Source organism: Paenibacillus hemerocallicola, from assembly GCF_006265175.1.
Lineage (GTDB): Bacteria > Bacillota > Bacilli > Paenibacillales > NBRC-103111 > Paenibacillus_AB > Paenibacillus_AB hemerocallicola.
Genome location: NZ_VDCQ01000014.1, coordinates 56893 through 71872 on the forward strand (window position 1 = coordinate 56893; position 14980 = coordinate 71872).

General features: G+C 50.3%; 11 protein-coding genes. 8 read left to right on the top strand and 3 right to left on the bottom strand.

Annotated elements, in window-relative coordinates; genetic code table 11:
- Positions 1 to 29 precede the first annotated feature (29 nt).
- From FE784_RS12350 to FE784_RS12360, 3 genes are all read left to right on the top strand, one after another.
- On the top strand, positions 30 to 917 hold the full coding sequence (locus FE784_RS12350; RefSeq protein WP_139602503.1) for an MBL fold metallo-hydrolase: 888 nt from the start codon (positions 30 to 32) through the stop codon (positions 915 to 917).
- Between the two features lie 85 nt (positions 918 to 1002).
- The gene (locus FE784_RS12355) at positions 1003 to 1974 is read left to right on the top strand and encodes a glycoside hydrolase family 43 protein (protein WP_139602504.1); all 972 of its coding nucleotides are present in this window, start codon (positions 1003 to 1005) and stop codon (positions 1972 to 1974) included.
- A gap of 56 nt (positions 1975 to 2030) precedes the next feature.
- A complete protein-coding gene (locus FE784_RS12360) occupies positions 2031 to 3191 on the top strand; it encodes an enolase C-terminal domain-like protein (RefSeq protein WP_139602505.1) in 1161 nt (386 codons plus the stop codon).
- Positions 3192 to 3269: 78 nt separating this feature from the next.
- Here the strand turns inward: FE784_RS12360 and FE784_RS40820 are convergent, their stop codons facing one another.
- The 3 genes from FE784_RS40820 to FE784_RS12370 all read right to left on the bottom strand — a co-directional run bounded on the left by FE784_RS40820 (position 3270) and on the right by FE784_RS12370 (position 5271).
- Positions 3270 to 3416, bottom strand: coding sequence for a hypothetical protein (locus tag FE784_RS40820; RefSeq protein WP_176706150.1), 147 nt, complete (start codon positions 3414 to 3416; stop codon positions 3270 to 3272).
- 66 nt (positions 3417 to 3482) lie between these two features.
- Positions 3483 to 4382 carry a LysR family transcriptional regulator gene (locus tag FE784_RS12365; protein WP_176706151.1) on the bottom strand — a complete coding sequence of 300 codons (900 nt, stop codon included), beginning with the start codon at positions 4380 to 4382 and terminating at the stop codon, positions 3483 to 3485.
- Between the two features lie 109 nt (positions 4383 to 4491).
- The gene (locus FE784_RS12370) at positions 4492 to 5271 is read right to left on the bottom strand and encodes a helix-turn-helix domain-containing protein (RefSeq protein ID WP_139602507.1); all 780 of its coding nucleotides are present in this window, start codon (positions 5269 to 5271) and stop codon (positions 4492 to 4494) included.
- A 211-nt stretch (positions 5272 to 5482) separates the two neighbouring features.
- On the opposite strand from FE784_RS12370, the gene FE784_RS12375 reads away from it, so the two are divergent.
- From FE784_RS12375 to FE784_RS12395, 5 genes are all read left to right on the top strand, one after another.
- A complete protein-coding gene (locus tag FE784_RS12375) occupies positions 5483 to 6232 on the top strand; it encodes an SDR family NAD(P)-dependent oxidoreductase (RefSeq protein ID WP_176706152.1) in 750 nt (249 codons plus the stop codon).
- Positions 6233 to 6567: 335 nt separating this feature from the next.
- A complete protein-coding gene (locus FE784_RS12380) occupies positions 6568 to 11238 on the top strand; it encodes a hypothetical protein (protein WP_139602509.1) in 4671 nt (1556 codons plus the stop codon).
- A 205-nt stretch (positions 11239 to 11443) separates the two neighbouring features.
- Entirely contained in the window at positions 11444 to 12784 is a 1341-nt protein-coding gene (locus tag FE784_RS12385) for an ABC transporter substrate-binding protein (RefSeq protein ID WP_176706153.1), read from the top strand.
- Between the two features lie 146 nt (positions 12785 to 12930).
- Positions 12931 to 13944, top strand: a complete 1014-nt coding sequence (locus FE784_RS12390; protein ID WP_139602511.1) for a zinc-dependent alcohol dehydrogenase — start codon at positions 12931 to 12933, stop codon at positions 13942 to 13944.
- 1 nt (position 13945) lies between these two features.
- The gene (locus FE784_RS12395) at positions 13946 to 14974 is read left to right on the top strand and encodes a Gfo/Idh/MocA family protein (protein ID WP_139602512.1); all 1029 of its coding nucleotides are present in this window, start codon (positions 13946 to 13948) and stop codon (positions 14972 to 14974) included.
- Positions 14975 to 14980: the final 6 nt, after the last annotated feature.

Consider the following 14980-nt stretch of genomic DNA (forward strand, 5'->3'; position numbering starts at 1 on the left):
TAAATTTATCGCTGGTGGTGTGATACGGGATGAAGTCACCTCAGAAGGAACGGGTTCGGACGCCGGAGCGGCTTATGGAGGAAATTCGGGGGACGTTGCCGCCGTTCGGCTGTGCGGCCGTGTGGTTTTTCGGGCAAGAAAGTGTAGCGGTCAAAGGGAGCGAGACTGTCATCCACGTCGACCCGTTTTACTCCGATTACCTCGAAGAGCGCGGGGTGAAGCGAGCCTATCCCGCCTTGCTTAAGCCTGAGCATATTACGATCGCCGATTTATGCTTGATTACCCACGAGCATGAAGATCATCTGGATCCGTGGACGCTGAAGGTTATTGCCGAGCAATGTCCGGAGACGCGGTTCATGGCGCCTTTAAGCTGCAGAGCTAAGCTGGAGTCGACCTGCGGGATTATGCCGGAACGGATTATCGATGCGCTCACCGGCGAGTGGATGGATCTTAAGGGCAGAGGCGGGGAACGGATCCGGATCAAGCCGGTCCCGGCGGCGCACGAAGAGGTCGAGACGACAGGAAGCGATCGGGCGCATCGTTATGTGGGCTACTTGCTCGACGTGAACGGCGTCAAGGTGTATCACGCTGGCGATACCGTCGTCTACCCCGGTCTTCCGGAGCTGCTTGCCGAGGAAGCGATCGATCTGGGGATGCTCCCGATTAACGGCCGGGATTATTTCAGGACGTCCCGCGGGATCGTCGGGAATATGAATGTTCGCGAAGCCGCGGAGCTGGCGAAGATAACGCATATGGATACGGTAATTCCGCTCCATTACGATCTCTTTACCGGAAACAGCGAGAAACCGGGGAATTTCGTGCAAGAGCTTTACGAACGATATCCCGAACAGAAGTGCCACGTCATGGCGCGAAGCGAACGTTTCATCTATTGTAGCCCCCGATCGTTCCTTACATGAATACGCCATAACATAAATGCAGCTGAGCTTTTCTTAAAAGACCGGCTGCATTTATGCATGAACCAAACCGGAGGGGATGAATGTCATGGACCAAACGGTAACGGAAGTTTATCGCAACCCGCTTGCTATTCAACGCATCGGTGATCCGTTCGTGTTGAAGGCTTCGGACGGAAAATATTATTGCTATCCAACGTCGGCAGGCGATCAAGGATATAAAGCTTGGACCTCGGAGGATTTGGTGAACTGGCGGGAGTTAGGCTTCGTATACGAGAAAAACGAAAAAAGTTGGGGCTATAAGCAGTTTTGGGCGCCGGAGGTCGTCGAGTATAACGGCCGATTTTATATGTATTATACCGCGAGATGGACGGAGAAGGACAGTCTTCGCATCGGCGTCGCCGTGGCCGACAAGCCGTTTGGTCCTTTCATCGACGTCTACGACCGGCCCATGTTCGACTTCGGCTATGCGGCTATCGATGCAAACATCCTGATTGACGAGGACGGCGGCAAATACTTGTATTACTCGCGCGATTGCTCGGAAAATTACATCGGTGAACGGCGCGAAAGCCATATTTATGGCGTTCGTCTTGCTGAAGATATGATAGGCGTCAATGGAGAACCTGAGCTGCTGTTGAAGCCGGAGCAGGAATGGGAAATGAAATCCGGTCCGAAGGTGTATTGGAACGAAGGCGCCTTTGCGCTTAAACGAAACGGAATTTATTATTTGATGTATTCGGCCAATTTTTATGCGAGCAAGCATTATTCAGTCGGCTACGCGATTTCGGAACATCCACTCGGGCCTTTTCACAAATATGAGCACAATCCGGTGCTGGCTTCGAATACGGACGATATTTCGGGACCGGGGCATCACTGCGTCATCGATTCGCCGGATGGCTCGGAGCTATTTGTCGTTTACCATACTCACACCGACGCTGCGCTCGGAGGCGGCAATCGCCAAGTTTGCATCGACAGGATGGGCTTTAGGGAGGACGGCTCGATCTATGTGAACGGTCCTACGCTGACCGATCAGCCGATTCCGTCCAATCGGATCGTTGAATGAGTGGACAGCAGTAGTCCTCGATCCTATGTAAAACAATAAAGGAGGGGGTCTCACCTATGGATTTGACAAGTTTGCAAGAGTCGTATCGGTTGGATGAAATCGAATGGGCGATGCTTCCAGGGGAACGTCCAAGAGAAGCGGGCTGCAACGCGAGACTTGCTGCACACGGTAAAAATCCGGTCGCCCGCATTGCTAAAATCAGGGTCGGGGATACGACGGGATTCGGCATTTCGAGAATAAGCAAGGAACAGGCTCAGAAGCTTGCAGGTACCCCTGTACAGGAAATGTTTTACGAAAACGGTGCTGTCAAGGAAAGCTTCAGAGTGCTAGAGTTTCCGCTATTGGACTGGCTGGGTAAGTTTACCGGCCGGTCTGTGCACGATTTGTTCTATCAACCCGGCGTTCCTCCCATAAAGAGGAAAAGGATAGTGCCATGTTATGATACGACCCTATACTTTGACGAATTGCATTTGACTGACGACCTAGCGGCCGTCGAATGGATGAAGCGTGAGGCGCAAGAAGGCAGAGATCGCGGTCACCGGAATTTCAAAATCAAAGTAGGTCGGGGAGCCCGTTGGATGGAAACGCGGAAAGGATTGCAACGGGACATCGACGTCATTCGTGCCGTAAGAGAGGTTGCCGGTCCGGAAGGGAAGATTATGATCGACGCTAACAACGGCTACACCTTGAATATGACGAAGGAATTACTGATGGAAACGAAGGATAGCTCTTTATATTGGATTGAGGAAGCGTTTCATGAAGACCGGGTGTTGTATGAAGATTTAAAAGAATGGATGACGAAGCATCGGATTACGGTGAAGATTGCGGACGGAGAAGGCCAGGCGGATCCCCGTCTGATGGAATGGGCGAAGGATAAAATAATAGATGTCGTTCAATATGACATCATTAACCCGGGATTTTCCGAATGGCTTACATTGGGCTCCATGCTTGACGCATGGGGAGCAGGCTCCGCGCCGCACAGCTACGGTAATATTATCGGTAACTATGTGAACGGTCATTTGGCCGCAGCCGTCAAAGGTTTCGAGTTTGTAGAATGGGATCATGCCGACGTGAATGGGCTTGACGGCTCAGCCTATCGTATAGAAGACGGTTTTGTCACTATTCCGGATTCACCCGGGTTTGGACTTCAGCTGGATGACGAGGCGTTCGGCCTTGTCCGACGTGAATCCGGTTGGGTGGTAAAGCGCGCAGACTGACCGCATCCGGTAAGCTGCGGAATGTTTCCTCGATAATAGGGTAACCGTATACTCTGCCCGTAGTATCGTTTACCCTATTTAATAATTCACATCGCCGTTTCCACGACTGTCAACTTCGGATCGTCCAACATCAACTGCTTCCTGAGCATGAATGCGCTCCATACGAACGGAGGCTTGCAGCAATCGAGCGATGGCGAGCTCTCTCCAGCCTTTCTTTTGATCCATGTATAGCTCTTCCAAGCAGAATGGATTACCTCCACCGTATGAGGCATGACCCACTTTTATCGTCTCTTAATCGGTCGTTCGAAGGGATAATTTCACGTTTTGGAGCAGATCCCGCGCGATTCTGGACAGGGTGTGCTTCTTTAGTCGTACCGAAGCGACTTGCATTTTGAACGGCTGATCGTTCAGCAGCAGCGGGACGGCTACTATGTCGCCGTTCGCCAGAAAGTTATGATTGCTAATAATAAGCTCGGGTATGATGCTGATGACCGAATCCTGAGAAACCTTGCGTTTAATGTAATCCAGATTGTTTGTCACCAGGGAATATTGGAAAGAGTCATCGTTAAAATAAAAGTTCAGCCAATCGACCATATTGCAATTGTAGCTGATGAGGCTTAGATTCAGCAGATCCTCCGGATACAACCGCTCCCGGTTAGCTAGTGGCGTGCTTTTGTTGACGCACACATACATATCGCTTTCCAGCAAAACATCGTATTTCAAATCGCGCTCGCTCATCAAGTCCGGGTTGACGACCATAAAGCCTATATGAATGGCATGATGCATGACGTCTTGCATAATTTCCTTCGATTTCTTCTCCGTGATATCAATCTGCGATTGCGGATTATTCTTCATCAGCAATTCCAGGGACTCCGACAGTATTGGGGTGAACAATGGAACACAGGCCAGCGATATTTTGTTGTTGGCGGAGCCGCTGCATTCCTCGATCAGTTCATCGAATTCTTGCATTTTTTCCAGGATTTCATTGGCTTTTTCGATAAAGCGCTTTCCCGTTTCCGTAGGTGCGACACCGGTTTGCAATCGATTAAATAACGGTAAGCATAAATGGTGTTCGAGTCGCAGCAACGACTTGCTGATTGCGGATTGGGACACGTGCAGATTGAGCGCGGCAGCCGAGATTGAGCCTGTTCGTGCAATTTCAACCAAATACCGCAGTTGTTCGATGTGCATGACGCTCCCTCCGGTATGACAATGATTCATAGTGGTCTGACTAATGTATATTTTAACAGTTTGGATTTATGAAGTACACTTCAAATTATTAAGAAAAGGCATCGTTTAGTTATAACAAGGTATGCTTTGCTGCATATTTTTTCGGTGTCATTCCCGTGCTTTGCGCAAAGCTCTTGTAAAAATGAGAAAGATTTGAAAAACCGCACGCTTGTGCGACTACCTCAACGCTTTCAAACTCACCGCTGAGCAGCGATTTTGCGCATTCTAAGCGCAGAGTGCCAATATACTCGGTGGGAGTCATTCGGTAAATACGGCCGAACATCCGTCTGAAATACGCAGGGGACATACGACAGTGGCGCGCAGCCTCAGAGGATGATACGGTTGGACTCTTGAAATTCTTTTTAAGGTATTGAACGCCTGCACGGATAAGCTCCGCGCGTGAAAGGTCAGCGTACTCAACGGCAAGCTGCTCGTCAATTACCGCGAGCAATTCATAAAGTACGGCGACTCCGCGGTAGCCCGCTCCCGCTTTGCTCAGAGGAAAAAGATCTTCAAATCTCGCGCATACAGAGTGCAACGCCGTCGGATTTGTCACCTTGATCTGAAATATTTCTCTGTCTTGCGGCTCATCGTTAAGCTCGAAGTCAATCAGTATGTTATCACCCGGCTCAACATTGACAAAGCTGTATGCGCTCGCACGCGGTAGTACCATGACGTGATACTCGTCGTGCACAAATTGTTTTCCGCCTCCGTGAAATAGGATCTTTCCCGAGGTTTTTACCGAAATTGCCCAATGACGGCGTGAACGGTTTGAATACACTTTATGCATTATTTGTCTGTCAAGTTTCACAGAGCACAGTTTTTTGATGTCAAAATAAACGCTATTCATACCTGCGCCACGCTTTCCATTTCAAATCTCCCCTGATGGAATCATAAGTAAAGCTTTTTCCCTTGTCAATCTCAAACTGGATCAAAAAACATCTTTTGTTTCTTACAGCATAGTTTTATACCGTTTGTGGTATTGTTTGCCGCGGTTCACATTTCTATAATCGTGTCAGCGGACAAAGGTCCGACGTTGATAAAGGAGTTCAAATATGAGGATGAGATTCGACAAAAAGACCGCGATTGTCACAGGCGGCGGGGGAAGTATTGGAGGCGCGACCGCAAAAATGCTCGCCGAGGAGGGCTGCAGTGTACTCGTTTGCGATTATGATTTTGAAAATGCCGCAGCAGTCTGTAATGAGATTTCAAAAAAAGGCGGCGTTGCGGTACCTATGCAGGTAAATGTAAAATCATCTGTCGAAGCTGATGCGGCAGTTGCAAAAGCAATGGAGCTTTGGGGGCAGATTGATATTCTCGTATGCAGCGCGGGCGGAAGCGCGCGTGAGCTTTGCGCGCCTCTGATCGATCAGACAGACGAGGTGATACAAAACATGATAGGTATAAACCTTTACGGAGTCATCTGGTTTAACCGGGCGGCGGCGCGCGAGATGGTCAAGCGTCGTTATGGCAAGATCATAAATGTTGCTTCCACCGTAGGCACCCAGGGAAGAAAACACATGGCGGAATACAGCGCCGCAAAAGGCGGCGTTATCGCCATGACAAAAACGCTTGCCATTGAGCTTGGCAAATCCAACATCAACGTAAACGCGGTTTCCCCCGGGGTCGTTCCGCGTGAGTCCGGCCACAACTGGAACTCTCAGTCTGTTATGGATAAAACGGCTGTTCCCGAGGATATCGGAGGCATGATTCTTTATCTCGCTTCGGACGCGGCAAACTTCTGTACAGGCGCCAACTATCTTGTCGACGGCGGCAACAGTCTCGGAGTTTTGGGAATCAGCATGAGATGAACACTTATTTTGCTTCAAAGCGACAAAAGGTTCATATGAGGTGTATTACCCGGCTTCCGCCGGGTTTTTTTGAACGTTAAAGAAAGTTTAAGTTCGCTAAAGCGGTATGACAATGATTCATAGTAGTATGAATAATGTATATTTTAACGGTTTGCATATATGAAGTACACTTCAAAGTATGAAACGTTTTCATGATGAATTCAACCGGGAAGGGAGATGATGCGTTTGAAACGAAGCGATTCCGAATAGGAATACAGGCCCAAGTAAAAACGCTGCGCTGAATGCAGCAATGGAAAACGAATTCCGAGAAGCTTAGCAAATGATGAGGTGAATACATGAAGAAAATCATGCATGTGATTATAACGACATTGTTTCTCACATTGATGATGGCTGCAAGCATTGCTGTATTGACGTCCAACGCCTATGCAGACGGAGAGCAAACGGTTTATCTGGACGCTTCGCAAGGGCAAGACACGAATTCCGGCGAGTCTGCATCAACGTCGTTCAAAACTCTTGACCGGGCAATCGGGGAAATGGGTACAGGAGGCGGTAAAATCGTTCTTGTATCCGATTATAACATTGCCTCGGATTACACCGAGCCGCAGCATAGCGCAGTCGTCACTCTTACTTCCCACGACGGCATGCAAGATTACGGCGGGGCGCTTGCTTTCGTAGGGTCAAGCGAAACGGTGTACAGACTTTCGGGTCCTACTACATTTAGCAATCTCACGATCGAGACCGCTTCATGGACTATCTTTGCCGCACAGTTCAATCCAATTGTTTTTGACGAGGGAGTAACTACCGTAAGCACTTCGTCGCCGGGAGCAAGGCAACTATTTGTTGTCGGAGGGTATCAGGCGCCGAATAGCAACAGCCTTCCACTTGATCTTGACTCGCACGTAACGATCAATAGCGGTACATTTTATAAGATAGCCGGGTTTACAAGAACCAAGGGGATTGCAACGCAGTTTTATCTCGGTACTTCTCACATTACGGTAAACGGCGGAGATATTACGGAGATCTATGGGGCTTCCTTGTACAATCACGGTTCCGAAAATACGGTGATCCGTGTAACCGGCGGTAAGATCGCCAAGATTAACGCGGGAGGAGACGTATCCAGATACCTTACCGGTTCGGCACATATTGAGCTGCTGGGCGGAACGGTTACGACTATTGATGTGAACAACGTCATTGGAGACGCAACACTTACACTTGATGGGGCGACGTATAGCGATGCTTTGGTCAGCTACTATAACGACACCATCCACAATCGCGCCATTCAAGCAGGCTCCAAGAAGACCGTTAGATACAATTCGATTTATTACACCGCAGCTCAGATCGCAGCACTTGAGCAGTCCTTTGACAAGGCGGAAAACTTTGCGCAGGTGTTTGTTCGCGAGGGCGCCGGCGGAGACGGCTGCACGGAGATCTATCCCTGCGCAAGTCTGAAGAAGGCTTTTGAGTATCTCAAGGTAAGCGGCGGAACGATTCATGTCAATGGCTCGGTTAATTGGGACTTGGGAGCTTCTGTGCCGCAGGCAAATGGGAATATTACCGTTAAAGGTGATAAATCGGGCAAGATTATATTCCCGCGCGATGCAAACGTAAAGTTTGAAAGCGGTATCACGTTTGAAACTATAAAGATTTCCCATGAAAACAAGCTTACGCTCGCAGCATATGGAAGCAATCTTGCATTCGGCGACGGGGTTGTCACGGATCGTTCGCAAGGGATTACCGTTTTCGGCGGTGCTGACCAGTCTTCCATAACGATCAACAGCGGCTCGTTTGAACATGTAATCGGTATTGCTGACATTAACGCTGATTTTTCCGGAACTGCTGAAATTGTTGTCAACGGAGGCAGGATAGACAATCTATGGTCCGGCACAACAGACCCCTATCATGTAGCACATGCGCAAACCTCGGTTTATGGCGGAAGCATCGGTACGATGTATTCTTCAGCGAAGCATATTACCCAATCTCTGACTCTTCGTCTTTACGGCGGCAGCGTGAATACGGTAAACCTTGACAGACTTGATAAAAACGTCACGCTGAAGCTGTCCGGCACGCAGGTGGCCAGCTTGTCGGCTTCGGAATGGGGCCAAGAATCGGCGCAAAGAACGCTGATATACGATCCCGATGCGTACGCAGCAACGGTAGCCGGTGTTGCGGGTCTGTTCGACAACAAGATAACAGACAAATATATATATGTAATGGACGGCGGAAAGGGAGACGGAAGCAGTGCCGTCAGTCCGCTCGGAGATCTGAACGAGGCGATCGCGCTTCTCGGAGAGGATGGCTATGTCGTCATAAGCGAAATGTATACGATCGATGCGACGTACACGGTAAATCCGCATGATTATAAGGTAACATTAACTTCTTATGACCATGATATGGATTACAGAAGCAAGGGAGCTGTCATTGATCTTGCGAAAAATTTGCTTCTTGGAGGCGAGACCGTCATAGAGAAGCTGCAGTTCAATTCTCCTGCTGCAGCAATCCTATATGCAATGGGGAAACCGCTTACAATAGGCGATGGTGTGGACACGACGCTTACGCTTGGAAGCACATCGTACATCCACATCGTAGGCGGACACAATCGCGATGTGGCAACGCCGGATATACGTCTTGTAGTCAACAGCGGAAACTGGGGAGTTCTTCGCGGAGGCACAGATTACACAAGATCCGTTGCGAGCGACTTGAACATTGATATTACAATTAACGGCGGTACGTTCAACCGATACGTTGCAGGAGCACAGAGAGGTCAGACTACCGGCACAATCAAGCTTACGGTGAACGGCGGAGTATTCAAGCAAGGACTGTTTGCCGTGTATGAGGAGGACGGCGCAGCTTACAGCGCTTCATACGATGTTGTGTTCAACATCAACGGCGGCGAGTTCTGGGGCATGATCGGCCCTGCGCGCAGCCAATCGACCATCATTAACGGAACGTACCACGTCAACCTGAACGGCGGCGATTTCAGCCATCTTACAGATTTTAACGGAACGGAACCATACGGGGGCGGCATGACAAGTTCTCTTGCGATAAGCCCTGACTTCGATATGGACAAAGAGCCTGAGGGCACGATCACCTTTACAAACTATCTTCGTCCCAGCGCGGACCCGTACTTGTTCTACTATAACGGATTTTATTATTACACCGCGACGGCCGGGTCCTCAATCGCCTTGCATAAGGCAGCGAACATACCGGACTTACAAACATCGGCCGGTTATACCATATTCAAACCTACAACTGGAAAGAATCTCTGGTCGCCTGAAATTCACTATTTTTCAACGGCTGACGTAGGAGCGGAAAACGCAGGCTGGTACATGTTTGTTGGAATGGATGACGGTACGACTGCCAATCAGCGCCAGCAGGTACTCAAGTGTCTTGACGGGGACAATCTTCTCGGACGCTGGGGCAATCCCGCAACAGGAGAAGTAAACGTACCGATCCGGATGGTCAATGAGGATAATCCGTCATTCAACAATGACGAGCTCACCGGAGGAATATCCGTAATGAGAATTAACGGTGAGGTATATTTTACGTACGTCAGTGAGGAAGGCCGCGGCACGCCGGACTTCCACCAGACAATCAATATAACCGAATTTAAAAATCCGTGGACCGTTACAGGAGAGCCTACCATCATAGCCGTACCCGAGTACGAGTGGGAAATGGGCGGATACGGACAGAGTTCAACGGATCCTAACGTATGGTATCCGAAAGTGGTCGAGGGCGCTACGGCGGTATATGGAAAGAACGGAGAGGTGTATCTTGCTTACTCGGCAAGCGGGTACTGGACGATCTACTATTCGATCGGGTTTTTGAAGTTTAGGGGAGGAGATCCGTTTGACGCGTCAAGTTGGGTGAAAAATCCGACGCCGATTCTGTCTCGTTCAAGCACGGTTAACGGAATTGGCACCGGCCCGATTTTTACAGACGCGGAGGGTAAGCGGTGGATCATTTACCAGGCTCGCCTGGGAGCCGATGCGTCAGGCGGCAGGGTGTCCATTGTCGAGCCGTACTATACCGATCATCATAAAGTGACGATCGGCAACGGTTCGGGTCAGCCGGCTCCTCTGGAGACCGAATATACGGTCCGTGTGAACCGTACTCCGCTGTCGGCGAAAGTGTCGGGTTTTGGAAGCGCGGCACCCGTCATGACATCCATAAGTTTTGGGGGAGCGGTTTCCCCGGCACAGGCAGGTACGGTGAAACAAACGGTCGTAACGGCAGCTTACAGCAACAACACGACGATCGATGTTACAGCTTGGGCTCGCTATGCAAGCTCGGACCCGAGCGTTGCGGACATATCGACTGCGGGGCTGATCCTGTACAAGAACGCCGGTACGACGGTACTGACGGCGACATACGGGGGACTCGTCTCGGATGCCGTTACCGTACAGGTGTACGGAACAACGAACAGCACCGCCAAGCCGGGCATACCGGTGCTGGCCGATAACAACGGTCACGATAACGGGATACCGGATGGAGCTTACGATATCACGATGAACTTATGGCATGGAGAAAATGGCTGGATCTATACGTTGTACGAGAACGATGTGCCGGTGGACACGAAGGTTTTAACCGACCGTACCCCTGCTGCACAGACGGTCGTAACCGCGATTGGCGGCAAGCCGAACGGCACCTATCGTTACCGCGCGGAGCTTGCGAATGCGTTTGGTACAACGAGCAGCGATACGCATGTCGTCACCGTCACAAAAGCGGCCCCGGACAAGCCGGTATTGGCCCATAATAATTGGGATGGAGACGGCAGCTTTCAAGTGAACATGAATATGTGGTGGGGAACGAACGGAGCGACGTATCGCTTATACGAGAACGAGGTTCTGATCGATACGCAGACGTTGACGGAGCATACGCCTTCCGCACAATCGGCTGTAACGGGCATCGCAAACAAAGGCTCCGGCACCTATGTGTACCGGGCGGAGCTCGTCAACTATGCGGGCGTCGCTTCAAGCGACAAGCTGACCGTGGTCGTCAACAAATAGAGGCTGGCGAATAAGTTATGCTGCGTAAATGATCGTTCTCCGATATGACAGAAATTCATGCTGCTATGACCAATATATATTTTATCGGTTTCGTTGCATGAAGTACACTACATTTCAGGGGAAGCTTTATGGAGGCCCTTATCGGTTGACTATTCCGGACGAATTATTCCAAAATCATTACACGAGAAAAGGGGTTTGTGTGCGAATGAACAACAAAACACGGATGAGTCTTGTAGGAACCGGATTGATCGCCTTGATGGTTGTAAGCGCATGCAGTAAGGAAGGGGGAAGTGAAGGGTCGAGCAAGACAGAGGACAAGACGCCATTCGAGTTGATATTTTATACTTCGGATCCGGCAGGCTGGGCCCAGGACAAGTTTGATCTTGTTTTTAAAGAAGCTCTTAAACAGAAATTTCCGTGGATCACCGTGAAAATTACCTCCAGTAAAACAACGGAGAATCCCGAATTGCCTGCTTCGGTAGAAGAGTATCTCGCATCGGGAGAAAGAATAGATGTCGTGTTGGCTTCCGCGGGTACAGCTTATGAATATGTAATGAAAAATCAATTACAGTTAGACATCTCCCCGTATATCAAAAAATATGAGTACAACATGAATCGGTTTCCCGATGCGATCGTTAAACAGGCCGAATCGATGGCCGGGAGCGGGAAAGGAATAATGGGTTTGCCGTTTGCGGTTGCGCCGCAAGCGTTGTATTACAATGTAGATATCTTCGACAAATTCGGAGTATCTTATCCCAAAGATGGCATGACATGGGACGATGTGTATCAATTATCGAAACGATTAAACCGCAAAGAGGGCGAAACGCAATACTTTGGCTTCGGTTTCAATGCTCTGCATGAATCGTTTCTGAACCAGTGGTCGATGCCGCTGCTTGACCAGACCACTGTGAAATCAACATTGGATACGAACCCGAGGTGGACAGATTGGATCAACTATTTTGTGAGGTTTTACAGTGACCCCGCGTACGCGACATTGAAAAGAAGCGAACTTTCATGGACCGCGGAAGTCAAAAGGTTTACGCACGATCATACTTCGGCGATGCTCCCGACGGTTACATCCTTGTACACGGATATCGACCTGCAAGGCATGAAGTGGGGGGTCGTAAGCCATCCGGTGTTTGCCGGCACCGATCTCGGACCGCAACCGTATCCGCAATATTTGTTCATCACCTCGATGAACAAACACGCGGAGGATACGTTCCAAGTGTTGAATTACTTGACCTCGGAAGAGTTTCAGATGCAGGCTTCCCAAAAGGGCCATTTCCTGACTTCTTTAAAAGATCCCAAGATCAGGGCGGCCTTCGGGCAAAATGAACCGCAATTCCAAGGTAAAAATGTGCAAGCTTTCTGGCCGAAAAATTATGCGGATGCGACATGGATCGGCGACTTGAATGGTTCCGGCTGGGGAGCCCGCGTATCGAGCGCCATGTTGGATGTTATATTTAACGTGAGCGATACGAATACAGCGTTGAGAAAATGGGCCGAGGAAATGAATCAAAGAGTTTTGACGCTTCAGGGAAAATAATAAATGGGAATCATTGGAGTCGAGCTCTGGTATGACAAAAATTCATAATGGTATGAATAATGTATATTTTATCTGCTTGAAATAATGACGTACACTTCGAATGAAGAAACGCTTGACGATTCGCAATAAGGAAGAGGTGTAGACCTATGAAAGGGTGCCGGATTATTTGGCCTGCCCCGCGTCAAATCGAGCTTGAATATTATACCGTACGTCCGCTCAAGTCCGGAGAGGCTTTAATCGAAACGGAATTCAGCGCGATCAGCGCAGGCACGGAAAAAGCATGGCTCACTGCAATGCCGAACACGTCGGATCGTTTCCCGCAAAGACCGGGATACAGCTCTGTCGGGCGTATAGTCGAGGTGGGCGAAGACGTGAAGCATTTACGGACAGGCGACCGTGTGATCGGCTATTTTACCGGACATGCAAGCCTCGCGATCAAGTCGGCCGAAGCGCTTGTGAAAATTGACGATGAATCGATATCATCGACGGAAGCCGCTTTTGCCGTCATCGCGGGCATTTCCTTGCAAGGGGTACGCAAAGCTCGCCTGGAGCTGGGCGAATCGGTGATGGTAATGGGTCAAGGGATATTGGGGTTGTTCGCTACCCAATTGGCCCGATTAAGCGGAGGCTTGCCGGTTATCGCCGCGGATTTAAGCGAAAATAGACGCAAGCTCGCCCTGGAGTTTGGCGCAGATCATGCCTTCTGCCCAACGGACAAAGGGTTTGCAGACGAGGTGCGGGAGGCTACGAAAGGCAAAAATGTGAATGCGGTCATCGAAGTTTCCGGCGCGGCCAAAGCATTGAATCAATCGTTGGCCAGCACGGCGCGCCAGGGACGCATCGTTTTGCTAGGCTGTACGAGAGTCAGCGACACTTCCATCGATTTTTACAAAGACGTTCATAGAACAGGAATTTCGATCATCGGCGCTCATACGTTCGTTCGGCCAGATCGCGACTCGTATCCCGGATATTGGACACATCAGGACGACAGCCGCACCGTGCTCGGCCTGCTCTCCGCCGGGAGGTTGAACGTATCGCCGATGATATCCGAAGTGGTCTCGCCCGAGCAAGCGTCCAGGGTGTATACGCGGCTTATGGAACAAGAACATGCTCCGCTCGGGATCGTATTCGACTGGACGAAGATCAACAGGGGGAATTGAAATGCGAGAAGTGAGCAAGGGGAAGATAAAAATCGGTCAGATCGGTGTCGGTCATGTTCATGCAGCGGGGAAGATGGAAGCTTTGAGACGGCTTTCAGACATCTTCGAGGTGGTCGGTGTAGCGGAGCCCGACCCGGTATGGCGCGAAAAAAATGGAGGCAAGGCCGTTTATAATGACTTGCCGTGGATGACGGAAGAACAGCTGTTGAACACTCCCGGACTTCAGGCTGTAGCTGTGGAAAACGACGAATTCGATCTCGTGCCGACAGCCTCCCGCTGCATCGCCGCAGGGATGCACATCCATTTGGATAAGCCCGGCGGAGAAACGCTTCCCCCCTTCAGGGAAATGCTGGCCGAGGCGGGAAGGAAAAAGTTGACGGTGCAGCTCGGCTATATGTACCGCACGAACCCGGCGATCCGGTTTTGCTTGCAGGCTGTCCGCGAAGGCTGGCTCGGCCAAATTTTTGAAGTTCACGCCGTCATGAGCATTACGCAGGACAAAAATGCCCGGGAATGGCTTGCCCGCTACAAAGGCGGCAATATGTACATTTTCGGCGGGCATCTGATCGATCTGGCGCTCAGCATGCTGGGGAAGCCCGACAACATCACGCCTTACCAACGCAGAACGCAACCGGAAAAGGACGATTTGTACGACAACGGGTTTGCCGTGCTGGAATATCCGAAAACCGTGGTGAGCATCCGCTCCTCGGCGATCGAGGTAGAGGGATTTTCCAGAAGACAGCTCGTCGTCTGCGGCGATCAAGGCACGATCGACATCCGTCCCATCGAACCTCCGCATCACCGTCTGACGGAATCGCCGAAGCTGCGGATGGCGTTGGCACAACCGCGCGGCGGCTTTCAAGCCGGTTATCAGGAGGTGCCGCTGCCGCCTTTGGGCAAGCGTTACGATGCACAGCTTATCGAGTTCGCGCGTATCGTTCGAGGGGAAATCGAAAACCCCTACACGCTTGAGCATGAATTGCTTGTGCAGGAATCGCTATTGAAGGCATGCGGCTATCCCATACAATAAGGAGAC

What these genes read in the sequence shown, in the direction of transcription:
- FE784_RS12350 (WP_139602503.1), top strand. Translation starts at nt 30, where the DNA reads ATGAAGTCACCTCAGAAGGAACGGGTTCGGACGCCGGAGCGGCTTATG.
- FE784_RS12355 (WP_139602504.1), top strand. Translation starts at nt 1,003, where the DNA reads ATGGACCAAACGGTAACGGAAGTTTATCGCAACCCGCTTGCTATTCAA.
- FE784_RS12360 (WP_139602505.1), top strand. Translation starts at nt 2,031, where the DNA reads ATGGATTTGACAAGTTTGCAAGAGTCGTATCGGTTGGATGAAATCGAA.
- FE784_RS40820 (WP_176706150.1), bottom strand. Translation starts at nt 3,416, where the DNA reads ATGGATCAAAAGAAAGGCTGGAGAGAGCTCGCCATCGCTCGATTGCTG.
- FE784_RS12365 (WP_176706151.1), bottom strand. Translation starts at nt 4,382, where the DNA reads ATGCACATCGAACAACTGCGGTATTTGGTTGAAATTGCACGAACAGGC.
- FE784_RS12370 (WP_139602507.1), bottom strand. Translation starts at nt 5,271, where the DNA reads ATGAATAGCGTTTATTTTGACATCAAAAAACTGTGCTCTGTGAAACTT.
- FE784_RS12375 (WP_176706152.1), top strand. Translation starts at nt 5,483, where the DNA reads ATGAGATTCGACAAAAAGACCGCGATTGTCACAGGCGGCGGGGGAAGT.
- FE784_RS12380 (WP_139602509.1), top strand. Translation starts at nt 6,568, where the DNA reads ATGAAGAAAATCATGCATGTGATTATAACGACATTGTTTCTCACATTG.
- FE784_RS12385 (WP_176706153.1), top strand. Translation starts at nt 11,444, where the DNA reads ATGAACAACAAAACACGGATGAGTCTTGTAGGAACCGGATTGATCGCC.
- FE784_RS12390 (WP_139602511.1), top strand. Translation starts at nt 12,931, where the DNA reads ATGAAAGGGTGCCGGATTATTTGGCCTGCCCCGCGTCAAATCGAGCTT.
- FE784_RS12395 (WP_139602512.1), top strand. Translation starts at nt 13,946, where the DNA reads ATGCGAGAAGTGAGCAAGGGGAAGATAAAAATCGGTCAGATCGGTGTC.